Source organism: Arthrobacter sp. P4_H3, assembly GCF_056400885.1.
Map to the genome: position 1 here is coordinate 23,776 of NZ_JBFUKK010000026.1, position 23,779 is coordinate 47,554.

Sequence of the window (23,779 nt, forward strand, 5' to 3'; positions counted from 1 at the left end):
TAGAAGGAGGCGCCGATGGCGTCGACAACCGATAACTGGTCTACAGCCATAGCGGAAGTGCGGGACGACGACGTTCTGGTTCGCGGCAACCTGCTGACCTCAATGATTGGCAAACGGAGCTTCGGTGAACTCGCATACCTCCTGATCGGTGGTAAGTGGCCAACTCAAGGTCAGGCCCACGTTCTCGAGGCCATCATGGTCTCGGTCATGGAACACGGCATCTCACCAACGACCACCGTCACCCGCATGATGGCTTCCTACGGCAATCCCATTCAGGTAGGAATCGCTGCCGGACTGCTCACCATCGGCGATCACCACGGGGGCGCCGGAGAACAGATCGCCGGGTGGCTTAGGGAAGCCGTCACGAGCCTCCAGAGCACCGGAAGCGATCGCGCCGAGGAGATCCGTACGAAGGCACGAAGTATCGTCGCGGACAGGCGCGCGGCCCGTGAACCGATCGAAGGGTTCGGGCACCCGCACCACGACGTCGACCCGCGGGCGCCTCTACTGCTTGATATCGCCAGGGAACATGGGGTCTACGGCGATCACTGTCTTCTGTTGGAGTCAATCGAGAGCGAACTCGAAGCATCCGTAGGAAGACGAATCGCGACCAACATCGACGGTGTCTCAGCCGCACTGTTATCGGATCTCGACCTCGATCCGCGTCTGGCACGTCCGATCCTGATGACACCACGGACGTTGTCTCTCGCAGCGCACTTCATCGAAGAGCAGGACCAGGGCCAGAAGTGGCGCCACGTCCCCGGCAGCCAGGTCACCTACACCGGACCCCAACCAGCCGCAACCGTATAGATACCTCGTGGATCTAGACGTCATCCCCCGCGCTCAACGATCGCGGGTGCACTCCCAGGACCGGGAGCCCATAAAAGGTACAGAACGCAACAAGGAGGCGCACCATGACGTTGGACGTCAATCGTGTCAACGCTAGCCCCCACATCGAGGCAGGGACGGAACTACTACACTTGCAGCGGCTGGCCGACATACAGGCAATCCAGCAACTCGGGGCAATCTACCCGATCCTCGTTGACAGCCACGATCTCGACGCCCTCGTCAACTTGTTCGCGCAAGACGGCACTTTCCTCCGTCCCGGACATGTGTATACGGGCCGGGAGGAGTTGCGTCAGTTCTTTGATCAAATCATTCGCCACTACTCCATGACCGTCCACAGCGTTCATTCGCACGTGGTGAACCTGGCCTTAGGTGCGAAGACAGCAGTCGGTGTGCAGATGGGTCATGGAGAAGTGGCGATCGAGGGGCAACGGTGTCTTGCAGCGTATCGCTACGACGACGAATATCGCTGGGAAGAGGGCCGATGGCTGTTCGCGAGCCGGCAACAGCGTTATGAGTACTTTTCGTCCCACGAGGCATTGGGTAGCAGCCTCGCGGGTCGCCAGCGCGTTCGCGTTCCCGGTGTCGCGCCGCGGGACGCGGAGATTCCGGAGGAGCTGCCCAGTTATCTCGCTGCACATGCGGTGCGGAACGAAAGGGTTAATTGATGACAGAAGCCAAGTCGGTAGTTTCGACGCCCCTCGACCGGGCAAAGGCGATGTTGGAGCACGCGCTGCCCGCTCAAGGTGGGGGGACGCTGGATGATCGCCGCGAGGGTTACGAGGCGGTGCTCGCACAGCTGCCTATCCCAGAGGATGTATCGATTACGGCTGCCACCTACGGAGGCATTGACGGGTATTGGGTCCACGCGGCTGGCGCCTCGATCGGACGGATCGGCGTAATGCTGCACGGCGGCGGGTACATCATCGGATCAGCCAAAGGCTACCGTGCATATGCTGCGGAGGTGTCGCGGGCGACCGACGCGCGGGTCTTCGTGGCGGAGTACCGTCTGGCCCCCGAGCATCCGTTTCCGGCTGCTCTCGACGATGCGCGAGACGTCCTTGCTGCCGCGACCGCCGAAGTTGGCGCGCAGTCATGCTTCGCAATTGGAGACTCGGCAGGCGGGGGACTGGTGCTCAGCTCCCTATGGGATCTGCACCGCAGAGGGGCGGCGCTCCCTGGACGCATAGTACTCGTGTCGCCGCTTGTGGACCTGACGGTCACCAACCCCAGCTACGAAGAGCGTGCACAGATCGATCCGATCGTCTCGCGCAAAGGCATTCAACGCGCCGCCAGTCTCTACCTCGACGGACGAGGACCGGATGAAGCTCCGGCGGCGTTCCCGATGCTGTCCGATCTTCGCTGGCTCCCGCCATGCCTGTTGCTCGTGGGCGGTGCAGAAGTTCTGCTGGACGATTCTCGCAATCTAGCGGAGAAGCTCAAGCGTGAAGGGGTGCAAGTCGATTACCGGGAGTACGACGACATGGTGCACGTCTGGACGCTGTTTTCGTCATTTCTTCCTGAAGGACAGGAAGCGTTGGAGCAGATCGGCGCATTTTTGAACGCCGAGACCGCTGGAAACACTTGTAGTTGCTGAACCGCCCACTTTTGAATTGCTCACAATTCGTGACTGTCACCATCCACGGGACTTGGTTCACGAAATCAATCTGCGGCGTAAACCCGCGCCGACAGCATTAGCTCATGACATTGCTCACTAGCAAGGAGAAGAAGTGCACATAGGAATTCTCGGCGTCGGCAACATCGGCGCAACCTTGGCCCAACGTCTCGCCGCGGCTGGCCACAAGGTCAAGGTTGCCAACTCCCGCGGCCCCGAAACCATCCCGGCCAATGCGCTTACCAGCGGCGCAAAGGCCGTCACAGCGAGTGAGGTCGTCGACGGAGCTGAAGTCCTCATCACCTCGGTCCCCTTTGCGCGGGTACCTGACCTCAAGCCACTGATCGAACAGCTTCCCGACGATGCAGTGGTAATCGACACCTCTAACTACTACCCCCATCGCGACGGGAACATCGCCGCAGTGGACGAGGGGCAGGTGCAGAGTCTCTGGGTCAGTGAGCAGTACGGACGCAGGGTTATCAAGGCGTGGAATGCCATCTACACTGGATCGTTCGACTCCAAGGCGACACCGGTGGGTCACCCAGACCGTATTGCAATCGCAGTCGCTGGCGACAGTGACGCCCAGCGTGCCCTGGCCATGTCGCTGGTCGAGGAGACAGGCTTCGATGCCTTCGACGCAGGGCACCTCGACCAGTCGTGGCGACAACAGCCAGGCACCCCGGTTTACTGCACGGACTTCACCAAGAAGAGGATCGGCGACGCCCTCGCGGCAGCCGACAAAAGGCGGTCGATCCTTCGACGCGACCTGATGGTCCAGGTCAACCGTCAGATTCTGAACGACCCGACCTCAGTGCGAGGTGAGGACTACATGGTTCAACTGCACCGTGTCTTCAACACTTAAAGGCCGTGTGACCTCTCGAGCCACCCTCATCCCCGGAGCTGCCCAGGATCTGGCTGTGCGCGGGATCAGAATGCCGCGGGTTCGGCAGCCACGACTGCGATGAGCACCTGAAATAAGTTCCACGTGTATGCGTACCAAGAAGCCGCGATAGCTCGGCGCAATGAGTCCGCGGCTTCCTTATCGGAGCCGGCACCCCACAGGGAGAAGTTCACATGAAGACTGGCATTAAGTTCTACCCGACCGATGAGACGTTTCCGCCTCTGGACTTCGCGCGCCTGGTCGAAGACAGTGGTATCGAATCGATCTGGCTACCGGACCATTCTCACGTTCCAGTAGCTTCGCGGGTACCCGATGAGCACAAAGTCGCCTACGGCGGCAGCGACGATGTGCGCGAACGGCGCTTCACAGGGTCGCATTCGCCTGGGGGCTTCCCTCGCGAGTACTACCGCAACTACGATCAGCTGACGTCACTCGCGATGATGGGCGCGGTGACCTCGACCTTGCTGTTGGGCACCGGCATCTGTCTGGTTGTTCAGCGTGACCCGATCTGGCTAGCCAAGGAGATCGCCACGATCGACCGTTTGACGGGCGGGCGCTTTCTGTTCGGCGTCGGTGCGGGAGCGGCGTGGAACGCTGTTGAGCTCGAGAATCACGGCGTAAACCTCAAGACCCGCAACGGGCTCATGCTCGAACGCATTGAAGCCATAAAGCAAATCTGGGGGCATGAAGAAGCGGAGTATCACGGAAAGCAGGTCAACTTCGACCCCATCTTCCAGTGGCCGAAGCCCCTGCAACGGCCTCATCCGCCCATTCTGATGGGCGGATTGGGCCCGACCGTGCTCGACCGAACATTGACTCACGCCGACGCTTGGATGCCTGGTCATAATGATAAAGACTTCGATAGCTTGGGGGACCGAATCACAGAGTTGCGCGAACGTGCGGCGACCCTCGGGAAGCCGATGGAAGTCACCCTCAACTTAGGACGGCTCGACTCCGTAGACCGATATATTGACCTCGGCCTGGATCGAGTCATCTATTCGCATCCTGCCTCGTCGAGCGACAGTGAGACGCGAAAATTCGTGAGCGAGCTGGGAAAGATCGCTCAGGAACTAGACCATGGGTCCCCGTCGACGGTGTAATGAGGAAGTATGGCCCGCAGGTTCAGCAATCTCCCATGCTCGAAAACGACGTCGAGTACAGATGTCGTGTGCGGCGAAGATCGCTGAGCGGGTACGTGCCTACCTCCCCATTCTGCACACGGCAGAGATCGTCGCCGAAGGACTGGTGCACGCCGCGAGGCGCCGGATCGTTCGTATGGCATCGAAAGTGTGGCGACAGTATCGCTGTTTCGAGTCGGTTTTAAGACGGCCGTAGGAAACCAGTGGAGAGACCATCCCCGGACCCGGGTGAGTTCTCCCATAGTTGACCATTATGCATGTACCGAGGAGTCAAAATGAGCATCAGGATCGGTTATAAAGCCTCCGCAGAACAGTTCGACCCGAGGACCCTGGTCGAATACTCGGTTCTTGCCGAGGACATCGGCCTGGATTCAGTGATGGTTTCGGACCATTTCCAGCCGTGGCGCCACGAGGGCGGGCATGCCCCCTTCGCGATGGCCTGGATGGCCGCCGTCGGAGAACGCACCAGTCGGATAGTACTGGGCACCAGCGTACTCACCCCCACATTCCGCTACAATCCGGCCGTCGTCGCACAGGCATTCGCTACCCTTGGCTGCCTGTATCCCGGCCGGGTCATTCTGGGCATGGGTACCGGTGAGGCACTCAACGAGGTCGCCGTCACGGGGGCCGACTGGCCGGCCTTCAAGGAACGCTTCGCCCGGGCCCGGGAAGCAGTGGAGCTGATGCGCCGACTGTGGACCGAGGACCGGGTCAGTTTCAACGGTGAGTACTACCGCACGGTCAATGCAACCGTATATGACCGGCCCGCAAACCCAGTTCCGGTCTATATCGCAGCCGGCGGCCCCGTGGTGGCCCGCTACGCCGGCGCGGCCGGCGATGGCTTCATCTGCACCAGCGGCAAAGGCATGGACCTGTACACGGAGAAGCTGCTCCCGGCCGTATTCCAGGGCGCCGAGGCCGCCCGACGGGATCCGGCCGGGATAGAGAAGATGATTGAAATCAAGCTCTCCTTCGACACGAACTACGCCATGGCGCTGGAAAACACCCGGTTCTGGGCGCCGCTGTCACTCAGCCCGGAGCAGAAGGCAGGCCTCGAGGACCCCGCGGCCATGGCCGCCGCCGCGGACGCGCTGCCCATCGAACAAGTCGCCAAACGCTGGATCGTCGCCTCGGACCCGGATCAGGTCATGGAGCAGCTCACGCCCTATGTGGAGGCAGGCTTCAATCACCTGATCTTCCACGCCCCGGGCCATGACCAGCAACGGTTTTTGTCCCAGTTCGCCGAACACCTCATGCCGCGGCTGCGGGGACTGAGCACCGACGGCCCCGACCGGTTAGCCGCCGCTGGAGATCGGGGGACCCCATGACCGGGGCTTGTCGGGTCATGCAGCACAGCCCCGGACTTGCGGGCTCGGTCTGCGAAACGCGAGACCCGTGCCACCATCGTCTTGAAGGTCCATCATGGCCGCCCCCTCGGTTTTGAATCCTGCCCCCCTCACTGATGCCCTCGCCCGTCTCGAAGACACGGGTGAGACTGACCTCGCCGGAGCCACGGCGCTCTTCGGAGCTCGAGGCGACAACCTCGACCGGTTGCTGGCCGTTGCGTCGCGACTCCGCGACGAGGGCCTCGCGCGCGCCTCCCGCGAGGGCATCATCACGTATTCGAAGAAGGTGTTCCTCCCCGTCACGCAGCTTTGCCAGGACCGCTGTCACTACTGTGTCTTCGTCGAGACGCCGGGCGGACTGCTGAAGAAAGGGATCCCCACCTACCTGCCGCCGGAAGAGATCCTTCGCATCGCTCGCGAGGGGGCATCGCTCGGCTGCAAGGAGGCGCTGTTCACCCTCGGCGACCGCCCTGAGAACCGCTGGCCGGTCGCCCGGCAGTGGCTCGAGGACCACGGCTACACCTCAACCCTCGACTACATCGGCGCGATCGCCGAACTCGTGCTCACCGAGACCGGCCTTCTGCCGCATCTCAACCCCGGCGTCATGTCCTTCGCTGAGCTGCAGCGGCTCCGCCCGGTCGCCGCTTCGATGGGCATGATGCTCGAGACCACGGCCACGAGGCTATGGAGCGAGCGCGGGGGAGTGCACTTCGGGTCCCCGGATAAGGATCCTGCTCTGCGGATGCGGGTGATGGACGACGCCGGCCGCTCCCGGATCCCATTCACCACCGGGGTCCTCCTCGGGATCGGCGAGAACTACGCCGAGCGTGCCGACGCCCTTTTCGCCATCAGGGCGTCACACCAGCGGTACGGTCAGGTGCAGGAGACCATCGTCCAGAACTTCCGCGCGAAACCGCACACCGCGATGCAGAACGAGACCGACCTCGCCCTCGAGGAGTACGCCGCCGCGGTCGCGGTCGCCCGGATTGTCATGGGCCCCGACCACACCCTCCAGGCGCCGCCGAACCTCAGCGAACTCCCTGAACTCCTGCTGCTGGTGCGCGCAGGCATCAACGACTGGGGCGGCGTTAGCCCGCTCACGCCCGACCATGTCAATCCCGAACGACCCTGGCCCGAACTCCAGACGCTTGCCGAGCTGACGGCGCAGGCCGGATTCACCCTGCGCGAGCGGCTCACCGCACACCCGGCCTACCTCAACGATCCAGAAACCTGGCTGGATCCGCGCGTCGCCCCCGCCGTTACCGCTCTCGCCGATCCGGTGTCCCTGCTTGCCGACGAGGGCGCACGCGTCAGGCCCGCGCCCCCCGCGGCGCGCGGCCCGCGACCCCGGTCGGCAGACCCAGTCACCGTTCTTGTCGCCGCCGCCGCTCCTCCCGTCGATCGCGCCGTGGCCGCCGGTCTGCCACGCCGCGCCGACGCCACCATTGTCTCCGCCCTCGCCAGAGCCTCGTTCGCCCCGGCCTCGCTGACGGACGCAGAGTACTGCTCCCTGCTTACCGCCCGTGGTGACGACCTCGACGCGGTAACGACGCTGGCCGACGAGGTCCGCTCGGCTGCAGTCGGTGACACTTTGACCTACGTCATCAACCGCAACCTGAACTCGTCGCTTTACAAAAAGGGTCTCACAGACGACATGATCCGGCGGCTCGTCGAGGAGGCCATTACTCTTGGTGCAACCGAGATCTGCGTCCAGGGCCCAATCGACCAAGCGCTGCCAGGCACGGCCTACCGCGACCTTGCTCGGGCTGTCCGCGCAGCCGGACCCGATCTGTCACTCCACGCCTACCGCCCCGCCGAAGTGTTGGACGGGGCGCATCGGATGGGCGTTAGCGTCGAGGTTTTCCTCGAGGAACTGCGTGAGGCAGGCGTGACGAGCGTTCCCGGTACCGGCGCCCGGATTTTGGACGACGGCGTGCGCGCGCTGCTGAGCGAGGGCACTGATCCGCCGGTCGACGAGTGGATCCAGCCCCTCGTGGCCGCTCACCGGGCAGGCCTCCGATCGACGGCGACGATCGTCTATGGTCACGTTGAGACGCCAGCCCAGGTCGTAGCTCACTTGCGCCGACTGACCCGGATCCAGGACGAGACCGGAGGGTTCTCTGAGTTCATCGCCATGCCGTACGTGCCGTTCGACGTGCCACCTGGGGTGCGAGCGGTAGCTGGTGAAGGGCCAGGCCTCGACGCCTCCCGGGCGCTCCATGCGGTCGCTCGCCTGCTGCTGCACGGCAGGATCGACCATGTACAGGCCGCGTGGACCAAGCTCGGATTCCACGGTGCAAAGGCTGTACTCGCCGGGGGAGCGGACGACTTCGGCGGCCTGCTGCTCGACGGTGCAATCTGGCCGGAGGCCGGTCCCGAGGCGTACCGCGAGGCGACACCGGGCGACGTGCAGCGGATCGCCAGGGCTCTTGGCCGCGAGGCGCGGGAACGTACGACGAACTACGCACTGGTCCCGAAGGTTTCGCGTGATGACCGTTGACCTTGGGACGGGCACGGGCCTGCGAGAGATCCTGACAGGGGTCACACTGCTGCCCCTAGAATCACTCGACCCGGTCGTTATCGTGGCCTACCCAGCCAGCCCTGATTTCGATCTCGAGGCCGCGCTGCCCTTATTGACGCGGCGGCATCAGGTCTTCGGAGCAGGCGCGCACGTCCGGGCTAGCGAGCTGCCCGACCGCTTCGCGCTCCTCATCGGGCCCGGCTACCAGACCCCCCTCATAGCCGACGCGCGTGTCTCTGCCCTTGTCATGTTTGGCTCCACCGCGCCGACGACGGACGTCCGTTGCCCAGTCCTCGTCATAGCCCCGGCGGGACTGCCCGGGTCTGGTCCGGCAACCGCGGACGTGCGCTTTGCCGAGGCGGGCCATCCCGCCGAGCAGGCGCATCTCATCGACGCGTTCCTACGCGACCCGCAGCGATACCCGGCCCAGAGCACAATACCGCGAGCCCGGCCGTGACGCAGACTAACGGCACCTACACTTTCCGCGCCGAAGCGGTCAACGCCGACCCCGTCCGCACGAAAGCCGCCGCCCCGGAGCGCGTTGACATCGTCATCATTGGTGCGGGCTTTGCCGGCCTCGGCGCCGCGATCCAGCTCGCACGCTCGGGCGAGCAGTCATTCGTCGTCGTAGAGCGCGGTGCCGACGTCGGCGGCACCTGGCGAGACAACGTCTACCCGGGCGTCGCCTGCGACATCCCGTCACAGCTCTACTCGTTCTCGTTCCGGCCGCGCACCAACTGGAGCCGCTTTTACCCTCCCGGCGCCGAAATCCTCGACTACCTGCAGGAGGCCGCCCGCGAGGAGGGTATCCTGCCACACCTCCGCTTCTCGTCGGAGGTGCTCGCGCTGAACTGGGACCACACCACCATGACCTGGACGGTCGTCACTACGCGCGACACGTACCGTTGCCGCTGGGTGATCGTGGCGACGGGCCGGCTTTCCGAGAAACGGATTCCCGACGTGGCGGGGCTCGACGCGTTCGAAGGCCCCGTCTTCCACTCGTCCGAGTGGCCGCGCGATCTCGACCTGGCGGGCAAGCGGGTCGGGCTCGTCGGCAGCGGCGCGTCCGCCGTGCAGATCCTGCCGCGCATGGCCGCGGTGGCCGACGAAATCGTTCTCTTCCAGCGGAGCGCCGCGTACATCGTTCCCCGCGACGACCGCGCCTACACCGAAGCTGAGAAGGCCACCTGGCGAGACGAGCCAGACTCCCTGGCCAGACTCCGCACGCGGATGTTCTGGGACGCCGAAGCAGGTTTCGCAGCAAGGCTCGGCGCCACTAACCTCCTTACCGCGCTCCGCGACCGCGCGCGACGGCACCTCGAAGCGCAAATCCCCGACTCAGCCCTCCGCCGGGCACTGACACCTGACTACGAGGCCGGTTGCAAGCGCGTCCTGCTATCGGATGATTACTATCCGGCCCTGATGCGCGAGTCGGTGCGCCTCGAGCAATCGGCGCTCACTGCTGTCGACGGCGGCCGAGTCACGGCCGCTTCGGGAGCCGCCTATGAACTCGATGCGCTCATCCTGGCGACCGGCTTTCACTCGACCCGGCCACCGATCGCGCACAGGATCCGAGGCCGCGACGGCCTCAACCTCGACGCCGCCTGGTCCAATGGAATGGTCGCTTACAACTCCACCACCGTGGCTGGCTTCCCGAACCTCTTTGTCATCGACGGCCCCAACGCCAGCCTCGGCCACAACTCGGCCGTGCATATGATCGAGTCGCAGATAGCGTACGTTCTCGAGGCCCTCTGGTACCTGCGCAGCCGCGGCGTGCCGGCCTTCGACGTCCGGCCGGAGCGACAGGCGACCTACGTCGCCGAAATCGACCGCTTGGCCGAGAGTACCGTCTGGCTCACCGGTGGCTGTCGCAGCTGGTACGTAGACGAGCGGAGCCGCCGTCTGACCCTCCTATGGCCGGACACCGCCTCGGCGTTCCGCGAGCGGCTGGCCCGTTTCGACCCGGCCGACTACAACGCCGGGATGGTTGCGCATGACTGATGCTTGGACCATCGTCGTGCCGGTCAAGGGCACCGCGGCCGCGAAGTCCCGTCTTGGGGGTGGTCCCGGCCTTGCGAGGGCGATCGCCCTTGACACCGTGGCTGCCGCGTTGCCCGTGGGCCGCCTCGTTGTCGTCACCTCCGCCGCCGCTGCCGCCGATTTCCGCGCCCTCGGCGCCGAGACCGTGCACGATCCAGGACGGGGGCTGTCCGCAGCGGTGCTCCACGGCATCGAAGCGGCGGGCCCTGGCCAGGTCGCCGTGCTCCAGGGCGACCTGCCGGCTCTAACGTCGGCTGAACTCGAGGTCGCGCTGTGGCTCGCCTCAGCCGCTGAGCTTTCGTTCGTCGCAGACGCCGCCGGAACCGGTACAACGCTGCTCACCGCCCTCGATCCTGAGCGACATCGCCCCGCGTTCGGCGAAGGTTCGCGTGCCGCGCACCGCGCCGCGGGTTACATCGAGCTCCATATCGACGAGACGTCGGGGCTGCGATCGGACGTCGACACCTGGGCCGACCTCGAACGGCTCGAGGGGCGACTCGGCCCGCGGACCGCCGAGGCTATGGAGATGATCAGGCAATCTGCGCGTTGAGCAATACCTTCACAGGACGAGCCCGTAAGACTCCAAACGCTGACATAATGCTTCAGCTCAGTCATCAATGCCATGTGCTCGATAGGGTACGGCCCCTTGGCCTTCGCGGACGTGGGCTACTCCTTGGGACGACAACCGATGAAAGAACCTGTCACGAAAGACGCGGACAGGACCAGGTCCCCACCGACCTCGCCGTCCGGCGCTCGATGTCTAGGCCCCAGCCAATTTTGCGGCTACGGCTCTTCGCAACCATTTGAGCCACACGCCGAACGTGGCCGGGCACCAGCGGTGCTCGGCCACGTTCTTTCTGGATGCGTCAGCTCAACGCCAACTCGGAGGCACGATTCGACGTCCGTCAGGGTCGATCAGTTCCGGTAGCGGAGGGCAAGAGAGGTGCCTATTTCCTGACCTTTTCTGCGAAGCTGTTGTCAACGGCGTCAGCGGCGGGGATATTCAGTGTGTCCTTTGTGTTCACTTCGGCCACTTTGCGCAAGGCATCCCAGGATGCGTCGGACGTGACATAGCTGTCCGGGAACAAGCGTTCCAAGCCGGAGATCGTTTCGTTATAGACTTTTTCGTCCATCGTGGCTCCCACGAGTTTCTTCAGCGACGCTGACTCCTCGGGAGACAGCCCCTTGAGCATGGACTGCTGCGTTTCATGGAAGGCGTCGAGGAAGGACTGAATCAGCTCGGGGTGTTTCTTGATTGTGTCCTCGGTGGCGACGACGCTTACGTATGGAATGGCCTTGAGGGGCTCGCTTCCCTTCATCTCGGCCAGATTCCAGAGCACGCCGGCACCCTGAGCCTTCGCTCCGGTCGCCGCTCCCCCAAGACTGCTGGCGATTCCGTCCACCCTCTTGTTGGACAGCGCTGCGACCTGGGACGCGATGTCTGGCATGGGCGAAAGGGTGATGTTGTCCCGTTCAGGGTTCAGCCCGTACTGCGCCAGCAGGTACCGGTATGCGGCGGTCAGCGATGATCCGGGAGCGTTCGTGGCCAGGGTCAGTCCCTTGAGCGCGGCAAGAAGATCCTGGACGGACGAGTCTTCCGAAAGCCCCTGGTCCCGCAGCCTCCTGTCAACTTCAGGCGTGAACGCAATGTTCAGGGGCATGGGAATTTGAGTCGTCGCAACGATCTTCAACGGTCGCCCGGCCTTGCGGGCGCTCGGCACGACTGTTCCGTTGATGAGCCCCACATCGGCGTCTTTGTTGATAAGAGTATTAGCCAAGTCTGAGGCGGAGAGCTGCGGTGGATTGAGGCTGACGTCGAGCCCGTGCTTCTTGAAGGCTCCACTCTCCTGCCCCCACGCCAGGTCCAGGGAGGCAGGATTCATCCCTGCGTTGGCTACGCGTACCTTCGTTGGTCCGTTCGCGCCCGTTGACATCGCCGAATCGTCTCCGGATCCGCACGCGGACAGAGTCAGTGCCAGCACTGATGCCGTCAACGCTGCGAACGCTCGCACCGCATGGAGCTTCAGGGGTCGTTTGTTCATGCTTTTTCCTATAGGTAGCTGCGCTCTGAGTCGAACCGCAGGGAATGAACGCCACACCGTGACGTATTGACGGCAAACGGTGGCTTGATTTCGCGGGACCAGGTCCCACCTCTCGTGGGCTTCCTTGGGAAGTCGAAGTTCAACGTCCGCGGGCGATCCGCTCGGGCTTCCATCGAAGCAGGCGCGCCTCGAGCAGACGTATTGCAGCCATTAGCAGGATTCCCATTACTGACATGACAATGATGCACGCGAACACGCCAGCTGTATCGAATTGAGTGGCCGAACGCTGCACCAAGTAGCCCATCCCATGATTGGATGAGAACATCTCGGCTGTCACGGCGGAAACAAGCGCGAAGGGGCCGGACACGCGCAAACCCTCGACTATGAAGCTGGCTGCCGAAGGAAGGATTGCCTTACGGTAGATGCTGATTCGGCCGGCCCGCATCAACTTCATCCGATCAATGACCTGCGGATCCACTTCCTTGACTCCAGCAAAAGTGGCGTAGAAGACCAGGAAGAAAACGATACAGACCACCAGCGCGGTCTTCGCGCCGTCCCCGATGCCGAACCAAAGCAGGAAAAGGGGCATCAACGCCAGCCGCGGGGTGGAATTGAGGGCATTGATGATCGGAGACAGCACATCAGCAAGGTAGCGGCTGGACCCTAGGATCAGACCCGTCAGGAAGCCCGCGGAGGCGCCGATAGTAAAGCCGATGAGAGTGACGCGATATGTCAATAAGATGTTGCTCCAAAGCTCACCACGGTCTTGGAAACCCTTCAACGCTTCCCATATGGCTGACGGGGTGCTTGTCGTGAACTCATCGAGGAATTTGCCTGCCTCGCCGGGGGTCCCTGACGCAAACTGCCAAACCGTCAAAATCACGGCAAATAGGATCAGTTGTGATACAAGGATCAGAGTGACGCGGCGGCCGAATCGCCGTGCGCTAATCGAACCTAGACGACGAGGTGGGACTGGCGCCGGTGCGCCTGCAAGTTCTCCAGCAGTCTGCCCGGTGTGGGTATTTACGGTCGTCATCAGTTTTCTCCACTCGCATCGATCTGTGTCTCCAACAGATGCCACAATCGCTTCCACGTGTCGACAAACTCAGGCGTCGCCCGCAACTCCATCAAGTCCCGAGGTCTGTCAAAGTTCACTTCTTCCACATGCAGGATGGTCCCGGGGGCAGCACCGAAAACCACCACACGATCGGCCATCAGGATCGCTTCCTCAAGATCGTGGGTGACAAACAGAATCGTCTTGCGGTCGCGCTGCCACATCTCCAGCAGGTCCTGCTGGAGCTGCGTCCTAAGAAGGGCATCCAACGCCCCGAACGGCTCATCCATCAATAGGGTGTGCGGCTCATACACCCATGTCTGGGCAAGCATCGCCCGCTGGCGCATGCCACCAGACAACTGGCTTGGGTAATGATTGGCGAACTTCTCCAGACCAACCCGCCGCAGCATCTCAGCAACCCGTCGCTTGCGCTCAGCCTTTGGGACCTTGTGCAACTCCAACGGAAGCATGACGTTCTTTTCCACAGTCCGCCATGGCAGCAGAGAATCCTTCTGGGTCACATAGCCCACGTCAGTGTTGATGCCTCGAACCCGCTCGCCTGAATAGGTGACGGTCCCCTCACTCGGGGTCAGCAAGCCCGCCGCCATGTTCAGCAACGTGCTCTTACCACACCCACTCGGACCGATGATGCAAACGAACTCACCGGCACGAACCTGTAAGTCAATGTCCGTCACCGCTACGAAGGACCCCATGGGCCCGTTGAAAGTCCGGGCGACCGACGAATACTCCACCTGGATCACATCATTCACGGCAGGGGCACCTTTGCTCCTAGGCGAAACCATGGGCATATCGGTCGGCTCAGACGTTACTTCAAACTCCGAGAGACCCACTTTACTTCTCATTAATTTTCCGTTCGCGTAGATTCCGGACTCGTATCCACCGTTGCGAACCACGCGATTTGAAGCAGTCAACGGTGACGTTCCTCACGCCACGGTACCGGTCCTTTGGGTACGATGTCAACGCGTCTTACATACGAATCCAAAGAGGCTGTCCCGCAATGGTTATTGGAGCTCGGCGGGGTCTTGGGGCTTGCGAATTTGAAGTGCTGCTTGCGCCTGATGATGGTCAGCGGGTTGGCTGGTTCATGAACGAGCCGTGGGCCTGTCTCCGTGACGGCTTAGCGATGGTCTGCCCAAAACCAGCCAGAGTAGCCCGGGCGGCGCCGGTAGGAAGCGGGGAATTGACGCCCACCAGAGCCCGGAGGCCCCCACTGGCCTCAGCTCCTTCCCCTTGTGCGCTGGCACTAGTCTGAATACGAATCCAGTTGTATGATCGACGCAGCACCCACCCTCGGCAAACTTCTTCAGTGGCGCACGACTTGGGACCACAGAGGGTGCTCCCAGACACCACACCCGCAGGGCTCTCACCGCTGCGTTGCCCGATGGGAGCGGCCACATACGAAAGGACTAGTTATGGAGACCATCAGCCTGGACGGCGCCGTCTCGTTCGTCACCGGCGCCGGGGGCGGCATAGGCGAGTCGATCGCCCGCGAGCTCGCAGCACGCGGAGGCATCGTCGTCGCCGCTGACATCGAAATGGGTGCAGCTGATCGGGTCGTGCAGGACATCCTCAGCCACGGCGGCCGGGCAGAGGCGATGCAGGTCGACGTCGGCGACGCACAGGCAATGCAGGCAGTCTCCAACGAGGTCTTCCTGCGCCGCGGCAGGGTCGATGTCCTCGTCAACAACGCCGGTGTGTCTATGCGCCCCTTCCGCGCGGTGTGGGACGCCTCCATTACGGACTTCGAATGGATGATGCGCATCAATTACTTTGGAGTCGTCAACGGAATCCTGTCCTTCGTTCCGCGCATGCGAGCCCAGGGGAAACGGGGCCACATCGTCAACACCTCGTCGTTCGTCACGCTCGATGAGGTGCCGGGACACGGGATGTACACGGCGTCGAAAGCCGCAGTGGACGGTATCTCAGAGGTGCTCCGGGCCGAACTCGAGGACCAGGGTGACCCGATCGGCGTCACGGTTCTCTACCCCGGGGTGGTCACCACGCGGATCGCCACCAGCGAGCGTCTGCGTGACGCATCCGAGCGTTCGGAGGTACGGGGGGTGAAGCCCTACGAGTCGGTCCGGCCGGCCGCCGCTTATCATAAGGCCATTGAGCCCCATCTTATCGGCGCGATGGTCATCGAGGCGATCGAGCAGAACCGTCCCTACTGCCTCACCCATCCCGCGCCGCTGGATACTCTAGGGCGCCGGGTACGCGATTACGAGGCGGGCGCCCACGACGTACTGCCGGCATGACCATCGCAGACGGACCTCGTCATGAAGTGCATATTCACCGATCCAACGGCTCCTGGCGAGTGCACGTGCTGTGATCAACTCGTTACTTCGAGAAGGGCATGTTGATGATTGTCGCGACGGTGTCTAACGGTGTCTTGGATCCCTGAAGGCGAGACTCTTGTCGGTGACGGTCGAAAACTGAGCCATTGTGACGGTTGAAAACTGAGCCACCTGTTCCAAACGATTGGGTGGGTGATCACAGTGGAGGATTGGGCGCTTATTCGGCGGTTGCATCTTGCCGAGGGTGAGTCGATGAGGTCGATAGCGGCGCGGCTGGGTATTTCCCGGAACACCGTTGCGAAAGCGGTCAGCGCTGAGGGCCCGCCGACCTACGTGCGTGCGGCGCAGGACTCCGGGATCAAGGCGGTGGAACCGGCGATCAGGGCGCTGTTGCGGGAAAACCCGCGGATGCCTGCGACGGTGCTCGCCGAACGTGTGGGCTGGTCCGGGTCCCCGGCGTGGTTCCGGGAGAACGTGGCCAGGATCCGGCCGGAGTATGCCCCTGCTGATCCCGCGGACCGGATCAGTTACGACCCCGGCGATCAGGCGCAGTGCGACCTGTGGTTCCCCGAGGTCCGGATACCCGTCGGGACTGGAAAGCCCAGGGTTCTGCCGGTGCTGGTGATGGTGTGCTCGCATTCACGGTTCATCATGGCCCGGATGATCCCGTCCCGGATGACCGGGGACCTGCTGGCCGGGATGTGGGCGCTGATCGGGTCCCTGGGTGCGGTGCCGCGTCGGCTGATCTGGGACAACGAAACCGGCATCGGTCGGCGGAACAGCTACGCCGCCGGAGTCGCTGCGTTCGCCGGGGTCCTCGCGACCAGGATTGTGCAGGTCAAGCCCTACGACCCGGAGAGCAAGGGCGTGGTGGAGCGGGCCAACCAGTTCCTGGAAACCTCGTTCCTGCCCGGCCGGACCTTCACGTCCCCGGAGGACTTCAACGCCCAGCTCAGCCAGTGGCTGCAGCTGGCTAATGCCCGGCTGGTCCGTCGGACCGGGGCCCGGCCCGCGGAGCTGATCCGACAGGATAAGGCGGCGATGCTGGGGCTGCCGCCGGTTCCACCCGTGACCGGATTCGCCGCCAGGGTCCGGCTCCCGCGGGACTACTACGTCCGTATGGGGTCCAACGACTACTCCGTGCATCCGCAGGCGATCGGCAGGTTCGTCGATGTCACCGCTGACCTGGAAACAGTCACGATCAGCCTGGACGGACGCTGCGTCGGCAACCACGCAAGGTCCTGGGGCAAGGGCCTGACGATCACCGATCCGGACCACGTCGAAGCCGCCAAGACCTTGCGGAAAGCCTTCCAAAATCCCCCACCTGCAGCAGACACGGCCGGGCTGCGGGATCTGGCTGACTACGACCGGGCCTTCGGTGTCGTCCTTGATGACGGGCAGGTCGCCTGATGACCGAGGCCAAAGAAACCGCCGGCCAGATCGAGTACTACTCCCGGGCCATGAAGGCACCACGGATTCGGGAAGCAGCAGCCAGGCTCGCGGACCAGGCCCGCGAGACCGGCTGGACCCATGAGGAATACCTCGCCGCGGTCCTGTCCCGGGAAGTCGCCGCCCGCGAAGCCTCCGGAGCCGAGATGCGTGCCCGAGCCGCCGGGTTCCCTGCCCGCAAGTCGCTGGAGGATTTCAGCTTCGACCATCAGCCGGGCCTCAAACGCGACACCATCGCGCACCTGGCCACCGGTGCGTTCCTCACCGAGGCGTCCAACATCGTCCTGCTCGGGCCGCCCGGGACCGGGAAAACCCACCTCGCCACCGGGTTGGGGCTGCGCGCCACCCAGCTGGGCCACCGGGTCCTGTTCGCGACCGCCATCGACTGGGTCGCCCGGCTCCAGGCTGCTCATCAAGGTGGGCGGTTACCGCAGGAGCTGGTCCGGCTGCGCCGCTACGGGCTGATAATCGTCGATGAAGTTGGCTACATTCCGTTCGAGCAGGACGCCGCGAACCTGTTCTTCCAGCTCGTCTCCTCACGCTACGAACACGCCTCGCTGATCCTGACCTCGAACCTGCCGTTCGCCCGCTGGGGAGACGTGTTCGGGGACCAGGTCGTCGCCTCAGCCATGATCGACCGCATCGTCCACCACGCCGAAGTCGTCACCCTCAAAGGCTCCAGCTACCGGCTCAAACATGCACAAACAGACTCTCTGCCCTCGACAAGACCGGAAAATACGGCAGAATAACCAACGTCAACGTGGCTCACTTTTCAACCCACGAAATGGCTCACTTTTCGACCAGCGCTGACAACTCTTCAGGCTCCGGTCCGCGTGAGTACGTCGACCACGAACGCGGGTGCAGTGCAGGGTTCTTTGCAATCTTGCCTGTCCGCTGGCGGCTCCGTCTGTTCGGCGCTGCGCTTTGCTGTCCGTGGCCGGTAGTTGCCAGATGGTTCGTGGTTGTTCCGACGGATCTTTCTGTTCACGGTCGACGGATTGCGCGCAGTTTATTGCGATAGCGCGAATGCTCTGCCCGGCATGCAGGAGGTCCGCGATCGTGATCGTTTCGGATTCGGAGAGAAACCGGGCAGAAATCGCGGCTGGTTTCAGATGGGAGATGCGAGGGATCTTTTTCGCATCGCCCGACTTCAGAATAACTGTGTGACCGTGCCGCCGAGTGCCCGAACTACGGCTGATTGCGACGATTCGGCAGGCCTCGGAATTGCCCATCAGTTGTTTCATCAGCTGATCATAGTGAACCCGTGCAACGTTCTTTGGCGGGTCCCGTGACTTCGTGGTGGTTCATCTCTACCCAATCGCAACTCCGAAAAGCTCAGGTGTTGCAACTGTGAGAGTGTTTGTAGCTGGTCTGGGACTGGCTGGCAGGATAGTGATCGGCCCGTTCCACCTTGTGGACGTGACTCATGTTGCAACTGACCCCAGGTGTCATTCGGTCGACTTGTCCGTCCATCGGGGTGGTCCGGCCGGCACTCGTCCGGCCCACCTCGGTAGCTTGATCAGAAGATTGCCCACCCCTTGCGGGGCGTGGCCCATCACAGTGCTGTTCCTTTGGTGACCTCTTCCCGGACTGGTGCCGGCCGGTGACGGCCATGACTACATCCGTTAAGTGGAAGGTACGAATGACCGCCATGTCTATCGTCGCGCGTGCCCATCCATTTGTCGTGGGTGTCGACACGCACGCCCGAAACCATGTCTACGCCATCTTCGACGCGACCAACGGCGCACTACTGGATACGCAGTCTTTCCCCACTACTGCAGCCGGGATCGGCCGGGCCATCAAATGGGTCGCACGCCGCACCAACGCTGATGCAGACACCCTCTGGGTCATCGAAGGAGCCGCATCCTACGGTGCGATCCTCACCGGCACCGTGGCTACCCACGGGTTCCCAGTCGCCGAGGCCCCGTCGATGGATGCCAAGAAGAGTCGGGGCGTGGGCAAGTCCGATGCCTTGGACGCCCACCGGATCGCCATGGCCGTTCTGCCCTTGCCGGTGGGCAAGCTGCGCCGACCGCGCCTTCATGATGGGGTTCGCCAGGGCGTGCGGATCCTGGTCACGGCGCGGGGATCCATGAGCAAGGACCGGACCCGGTCGGTCAACGCGCTCAACGCGCTGGTGCGGGGCAACGACTTGGGCATCGATGCCCGCCAGAAGCTCACAGACGCCCAGATCACGGAAGTCTCAAAGTGGCGTTCCCGCGAGGAAGAGCTTTCCTTGTCCATCGCCCGTGTCGAGGCCGTGCGGCTGGCCAAACACGTCCTGGCGCTGGATGAGCAACTCAAGGCCAACGAGAACCAGCTGGACGATCTGGTGAAGGTCAGCGAGGCCGCACCGCTGCTGGAGGAGACGGGGTTCAGGGCGATCAGCGCTGCGAAGTGCCTCGCCGCGTGGTCGCACGAAGGCAGGGTCCGTAACGAGGCAGCATTTGCCTCTCTGGCCGGGGTAAATTCAATACCCGCGTCCTCCGGGAACACTGTCCGGCACCGGTTGAACCGGGGCGGTGACCGGTCTCTGAACAGTGCCTTACACATGGTTGCGATCGTCAGGATGACCCATGACGGCGAAACCCGCGAGTACGTGGAGAAGCGACGCGCCGAGGGTCGTACGGACAAGGAAATACGTCGCTGCACCAAACGCTACCTGGCCCGCCGCATCTACCGCACGCTCAGCGCGGCGCGGTAGATGCGACGGACGCGGTTGACAGACATAGAAGAGTCGACCACTAGTTGCCAAGCCCGCGAAATGGCTCACTTTTCGACCATCCCTGACAGCCGAGGTGTTGCGCGGTCGACACGCCACGACCTCTCGGTCCCGGTGGCCCAGATCTTGGAGACTTCGGACTTTAAAATCCGAAATCGTGCACTAATTGCTTGGACCAGATCATCAACCTAGACAGTTCTCACCGATCATTGCACGATGCTTCACCTCGTCGAGGACAAATCGCGAACTAAACTGAAGGGGACATCACATTCTTCGATGACTCGAGATACCACCGGGCAAATCCGACAGGGAGGCCAGTTCGTTGTGCCAGCCACTCCGGAGAGAGTTGTCTTCGGTCACGGCATTCATCGATTGCCTGTTCAAGCCGCTGCTGGCGAAGTTGGCGGCGCTCTGCGCTCTTTGCGGCACCTCCCTGGTTCTTCCGACGGATGACAGGTCGCGAGCGAATACCCCGACTGTCCAGCTCCGAAGACTCGGCCGCGTCCGATGGTGGTTTTAGCAGATATTCAAGGCCGTTCGCGAAGGCCCAAGCGCGTGCGGCTTCGACATCTAAATGCAGCTGGCGCATCAGGGTGGGGGCATCGACATACCTGAATTGGGGTCGCAACCGCGTATGAAGCTCAACGCGCACGTCCCGTCCGTACAAGTCACCCGTAAAGTCGAGAATATGAGCCTCGAGGATCAGCTGTGCGCCGCCTTCACGCAGGGTGGGGCGGCGGCCTGCAGAGACGGCCGTGACATACTTCCTCTTGTCGGCCCCCACTTCCAGCTCAAGGGTGCCAGCGTAGACACCATCGAGTTCAAGCGCACCGCCGCCGTCGATATTCGCTGTCGGGAACCCGAGGGTGCGGCTCCTCTTGTCTCCCTGCACGACTCTGCCCTCGACCACCTTGGTCAGGTCACTCACTCTTGTCTCGATCCTTCTCACTATCCATCCCGTGATGAAGCGGTGTTTTTCTTCTCACGAGCGGTTGCTGCGAAATTGACTCGCGGTTTAATGCTCCACTCACCCGCCCGGCCGTAAACCCAAACGCGTCGATGGCGCGAGCTTTCCATCACCCGAGCGCGCCTGGTTTCCTCAACCCTCGCGGCGTTCGCCACCCGCTCCCGAACCCGAATCTATCGTTCAGTCTTCGCCCTGCCACAACTTAATCAATGGCGGCGAGATGTGAGCGAACTGTTGCGGGCCCACAAGAAGATGATTCATCGCGACACGCGCGTTTGCATTGAGGCGGGCAAAGATGCCGTCCTCCGGGATGACGTCCGAACCAGCCCAAAGCGATGACGTTGAGATGACATCGTCAAGTACGCGATAAAGGTTGAGGCTCGCTTGCTCGATGCGCGTAATATGCAGGTCTGTCAAGCGGTGCTCCGCAGTCGCCTCCCACAACTTCCTGTAGGAGTCCAGCGCGAACGCGCGAGCCGCCTGGTACTGCGACTCGATGCGGACGAAGTCATATTGGAACAGGGGATAGTTGTCGACTGACGGCACGTCGCCGCGGCGCCGTCCGCGAGCGGACTTCGCCATCTCCTCGAGAGCTCGCTTCGCCAAGCCGAGCCCCAAGCCGACGTGGTGCAGAATCGGCACCGCGGCAAATCCCTGGGCGAAGGCTGGATCGTCGGGGAACCCTTTCACATCTTCGATTGCCATCCACTTCGTCTCCAGGACGTGTTCCTTCACACGGTAGGACCCCGAGCCCGTCCCGCGAAGGCCAGACGGATTCCAATCGTTGGACCACACCACATACTTTGGATCGACCCAGATGAAGACAATGATCGGCTCCCCATCATGGCCGATCAACATCTCGTCATCATCATCGATCAGGGCCACCCGTGTGACAACTCGCGTTGCGTGCTGCGATCCAGATCCGAAGAACCTAGGTCCCGTCTTCACGAGGTATCCGCCGTCGACACGCTTTGCGGTCCCGAACGTTCCTCCCGGTGCTCCCGCGCCACAAGCGATGCCTTGTGCGTTCGGACCGATCAGCTCGCGGAATGCCTCCTCCGGAAGCAGCATCCCAGGGAACAGGGTCCCTGTTTGATGGTTGGCGTAGACCCAACCCGCCGAGGCGTCTTGGCGGGATATCTCTTCTGCGATCAGGAGGTACGTCACGTCATCAACGCCCGCACCGCCGAGGTGCTTGGGCAGCAGCACGCCGTACAGACCGGCATCCTTCCAAGCCTGGATGACCTTCGACGTGATAATGGTGTCCTCAGCGGCCTGCCGGACTTCGGACTCGACGAGCGGCGCCAAGGACCGCGCCACGGCGACCCACTTCTGCGCTTCATCCGACTCGTGAGCGGTGTGGATATCAGGTGCGGTGGTTACTGTCCCCATGATGTTGACCTCCGTAGGGCGAGATGTTTGGAGTGTGGACGGATGTGTTGGCACGGCTCTTGGTGCTGAGGCCCCAAGAGCCCGATTGTCACGGCGCCCGCCTTGAGAATGCAGCGACGCGAGCCATCAGCCCTGGTCCCTCCCAGCAACAGTACCTAGACGCTTGTGAAGCCGCACCTGTGCCTGCGACTCGATCAAAGTGCCGAGGTGTCGTGCTGTCTGCAGAGATAGATACCACTCGGGCGCCACTAATCTGCGATGGTGGCAACAGGTGATGGTGGGGCAACACTGCCTCTCCCGTCATTGCTGTCGAGCACGGGTGCACCGGTGACCTCCCCGCGCTGTTTCGTATTGCGCACTGCAGCACGTCGGGGATGCGCATGCTGAAGTCACGGCGTAGGACCCGACGTTTGATAGCGGACGGCCAGGTCGCCCCACTCGCGGTAGCGAATCGTCTCTTGGACGAATTTTGCGGTGCTTGAATAATCTGCGTCGACCGTACCGGTTTTCTTGAGCTCCGTCAGAGTCTTGATCGCTGCCTCGTAGATCGCATAGGACACTGGGACGGGATCGAGCAGAATCTTCACGCCGTTCTGGATCGCGAGTTCACGCTCTTCCCGTGTCGAACTACCAAGCCGTATTGGCACCATCATCACCGGCACGCCGCCGGACGCTTCCACCGCTTCCGCAGCGTCCTCGAAAGCGAAATGTGTCGGTTTAATGACATCGGCTCCCGCTTCAGCGAACAGCCGCATCCGCAGCAGCGCCTCTTCCTTCGATATGAGGGCGCTGTCCGTTCTCGCGATGATGACCGTGTCGGGGTTGCGACGGGCTTCCACAGCCGCCCGAACCCGCTGGACCGCTGCATCCCGGGTCAGGTGGTGGTTGTCCTTGAACTGCATCACGTTGCCCAGCTCCTTGGGCGGCGTGTGCTTGGGGTACGAGAAGTCAGTATCCTCGATCATCATGCCTGCGATACCCGCTGCCTCCGCCATCTGGACGGCCTGACGGACTTGCAGCGGGTTTCCGCCACCATCGTCGAAATCCACAATAAGCGGGATATCGATGGCCCGAGTGATACCGCGCGCCACCTCAATAACGTCACGTGTAGAGAGCATGGTCATGTCAGGCATTACGTGATAGGCAACCGACACGGTCACCCCGCCACCGATCGTGACCGCTTCAAAACCAAGTTCCTGCGCCACCCGTGCCGAGAACGGATCGTGAATACCCGGAATCTGCACGAGTCCTTCTCCGGCGATCAGCTCCCGCAGCCGAGAGGCTGCGGACGCGGGTCTTGTCCTTCTTCCATTCGGAGACATCGTTGTTCCTTTCTGGGTGCTGCACTATACCCTGAACTGCAGCCGGAGTAGCTGTGGAGTGTTCAAGCTGTTAGCGGATGCAGCTGCTTAGCTCGTTGTGTAAGTGGT

Annotated in this window: 21 protein-coding genes; 14 read left to right on the forward strand and 7 right to left on the reverse strand. The window is 62.6% G+C overall.

Annotated features, from left to right (window positions below; genetic code table 11):
- Positions 1 to 15 precede the first annotated feature (15 nt).
- From AC1DRE_RS22735 to cofC, 10 genes are all read left to right on the forward strand, one after another.
- Positions 16 to 810 carry a citrate/2-methylcitrate synthase gene (locus AC1DRE_RS22735; RefSeq protein ID WP_476986755.1) on the forward strand — a complete coding sequence of 265 codons (795 nt, stop codon included), beginning with the start codon at positions 16 to 18 and terminating at the stop codon, positions 808 to 810.
- Positions 811 to 914: 104 nt separating this feature from the next.
- The gene (locus AC1DRE_RS22740; RefSeq protein ID WP_476986756.1) at positions 915 to 1,514 is read left to right on the forward strand and encodes a nuclear transport factor 2 family protein; all 600 of its coding nucleotides are present in this window, start codon (positions 915 to 917) and stop codon (positions 1,512 to 1,514) included.
- Positions 1,514 to 2,443, forward strand: coding sequence for an alpha/beta hydrolase (locus tag AC1DRE_RS22745; protein ID WP_476986757.1), 930 nt, complete (start codon positions 1,514 to 1,516; stop codon positions 2,441 to 2,443). Before AC1DRE_RS22740 ends, AC1DRE_RS22745 begins: the two co-directional genes overlap by 1 nt.
- A 133-nt stretch (positions 2,444 to 2,576) precedes the next feature.
- Positions 2,577 to 3,323: an NADPH-dependent F420 reductase gene (locus tag AC1DRE_RS22750; RefSeq protein ID WP_476986758.1), complete on the forward strand. Its 747-nt coding sequence runs from the start codon at positions 2,577 to 2,579 to the stop codon at positions 3,321 to 3,323.
- Positions 3,324 to 3,535: 212 nt separating this feature from the next.
- Positions 3,536 to 4,462: an LLM class F420-dependent oxidoreductase gene (locus AC1DRE_RS22755; RefSeq protein ID WP_476986759.1), complete on the forward strand. Its 927-nt coding sequence runs from the start codon at positions 3,536 to 3,538 to the stop codon at positions 4,460 to 4,462.
- Positions 4,463 to 4,776: 314 nt separating this feature from the next.
- Complete coding sequence (gene fgd, locus AC1DRE_RS22760; RefSeq protein WP_476986760.1) at positions 4,777 to 5,829, forward strand: glucose-6-phosphate dehydrogenase (coenzyme-F420); 1,053 nt, start codon at positions 4,777 to 4,779, stop codon at positions 5,827 to 5,829.
- Positions 5,830 to 5,923: 94 nt separating this feature from the next.
- Complete coding sequence (gene cofG / locus AC1DRE_RS22765) at positions 5,924 to 8,347, forward strand: 7,8-didemethyl-8-hydroxy-5-deazariboflavin synthase CofG (protein WP_476986761.1); 2,424 nt, start codon at positions 5,924 to 5,926, stop codon at positions 8,345 to 8,347.
- Complete coding sequence (locus AC1DRE_RS22770; protein WP_476986762.1) at positions 8,337 to 8,825, forward strand: hypothetical protein; 489 nt, start codon at positions 8,337 to 8,339, stop codon at positions 8,823 to 8,825. Before cofG ends, AC1DRE_RS22770 begins: the two co-directional genes overlap by 11 nt.
- The gene (locus AC1DRE_RS22775) at positions 8,822 to 10,369 is read left to right on the forward strand and encodes a flavin-containing monooxygenase (RefSeq protein WP_476986763.1); all 1,548 of its coding nucleotides are present in this window, start codon (positions 8,822 to 8,824) and stop codon (positions 10,367 to 10,369) included. The genes AC1DRE_RS22770 and AC1DRE_RS22775 overlap by 4 nt, the downstream gene beginning before the upstream one ends.
- Complete coding sequence (gene cofC / locus AC1DRE_RS22780; protein WP_476986764.1) at positions 10,362 to 10,958, forward strand: 2-phospho-L-lactate guanylyltransferase; 597 nt, start codon at positions 10,362 to 10,364, stop codon at positions 10,956 to 10,958. Before AC1DRE_RS22775 ends, cofC begins: the two co-directional genes overlap by 8 nt.
- A 397-nt stretch (positions 10,959 to 11,355) precedes the next feature.
- On the opposite strand, the gene AC1DRE_RS22785 is transcribed toward cofC, so the two are convergent.
- The 3 genes from AC1DRE_RS22785 to AC1DRE_RS22795 form a co-directional block, all read right to left on the reverse strand.
- Positions 11,356 to 12,450, reverse strand: a complete 1,095-nt coding sequence (locus tag AC1DRE_RS22785) for an ABC transporter substrate-binding protein (protein WP_476986765.1) — start codon at positions 12,448 to 12,450, stop codon at positions 11,356 to 11,358.
- 139 nt (positions 12,451 to 12,589) lie between these two features.
- Positions 12,590 to 13,486, reverse strand: coding sequence for an ABC transporter permease (locus AC1DRE_RS22790; RefSeq protein WP_476986766.1), 897 nt, complete (start codon positions 13,484 to 13,486; stop codon positions 12,590 to 12,592).
- Positions 13,486 to 14,274: an ABC transporter ATP-binding protein gene (locus tag AC1DRE_RS22795; RefSeq protein ID WP_476986767.1), complete on the reverse strand. Its 789-nt coding sequence runs from the start codon at positions 14,272 to 14,274 to the stop codon at positions 13,486 to 13,488. Before AC1DRE_RS22795 ends, AC1DRE_RS22790 begins: the two co-directional genes overlap by 1 nt.
- A gap of 663 nt (positions 14,275 to 14,937) precedes the next feature.
- On the opposite strand from AC1DRE_RS22795, the gene AC1DRE_RS22800 reads away from it, so the two are divergent.
- The 3 genes from AC1DRE_RS22800 to istB all read left to right on the forward strand — a co-directional run bounded on the left by AC1DRE_RS22800 (position 14,938) and on the right by istB (position 18,017).
- Positions 14,938 to 15,780 (forward strand): SDR family NAD(P)-dependent oxidoreductase, encoded by an 843-nt coding sequence (locus AC1DRE_RS22800; protein WP_476986768.1) that lies wholly within the window; start codon positions 14,938 to 14,940, stop codon positions 15,778 to 15,780.
- A gap of 231 nt (positions 15,781 to 16,011) precedes the next feature.
- A complete protein-coding gene (gene istA / locus AC1DRE_RS22805; protein WP_476986769.1) occupies positions 16,012 to 17,229 on the forward strand; it encodes an IS21 family transposase in 1,218 nt (405 codons plus the stop codon).
- Positions 17,229 to 18,017, forward strand: a complete 789-nt coding sequence (gene istB / locus AC1DRE_RS22810; RefSeq protein WP_476986770.1) for an IS21-like element helper ATPase IstB — start codon at positions 17,229 to 17,231, stop codon at positions 18,015 to 18,017. The genes istA and istB overlap by 1 nt, the downstream gene beginning before the upstream one ends.
- A 6-nt stretch (positions 18,018 to 18,023) precedes the next feature.
- On the opposite strand, the gene AC1DRE_RS22815 is transcribed toward istB, so the two are convergent.
- Positions 18,024 to 18,512 carry a hypothetical protein gene (locus AC1DRE_RS22815; RefSeq protein WP_476986771.1) on the reverse strand — a complete coding sequence of 163 codons (489 nt, stop codon included), beginning with the start codon at positions 18,510 to 18,512 and terminating at the stop codon, positions 18,024 to 18,026.
- Positions 18,513 to 18,910: 398 nt separating this feature from the next.
- Here AC1DRE_RS22815 and AC1DRE_RS22820 point away from each other — a divergent pair, with 398 nt between their 5' ends.
- Positions 18,911 to 19,972, forward strand: coding sequence for an IS110 family RNA-guided transposase (locus AC1DRE_RS22820; RefSeq protein ID WP_476986772.1), 1,062 nt, complete (start codon positions 18,911 to 18,913; stop codon positions 19,970 to 19,972).
- Positions 19,973 to 20,237: 265 nt separating this feature from the next.
- Here AC1DRE_RS22820 and AC1DRE_RS22825 read toward each other — a convergent pair whose 3' ends face one another.
- From AC1DRE_RS22825 to AC1DRE_RS22835, 3 genes are all read right to left on the reverse strand, one after another.
- A complete protein-coding gene (locus AC1DRE_RS22825; RefSeq protein WP_476986773.1) occupies positions 20,238 to 20,918 on the reverse strand; it encodes a riboflavin kinase in 681 nt (226 codons plus the stop codon).
- 219 nt (positions 20,919 to 21,137) lie between these two features.
- A complete protein-coding gene (locus AC1DRE_RS22830; protein ID WP_476986774.1) occupies positions 21,138 to 22,349 on the reverse strand; it encodes an acyl-CoA dehydrogenase family protein in 1,212 nt (403 codons plus the stop codon).
- 389 nt (positions 22,350 to 22,738) lie between these two features.
- Entirely contained in the window at positions 22,739 to 23,671 is a 933-nt protein-coding gene (locus tag AC1DRE_RS22835; protein WP_476986775.1) for an isocitrate lyase/PEP mutase family protein, read from the reverse strand.
- Positions 23,672 to 23,779: the final 108 nt, after the last annotated feature.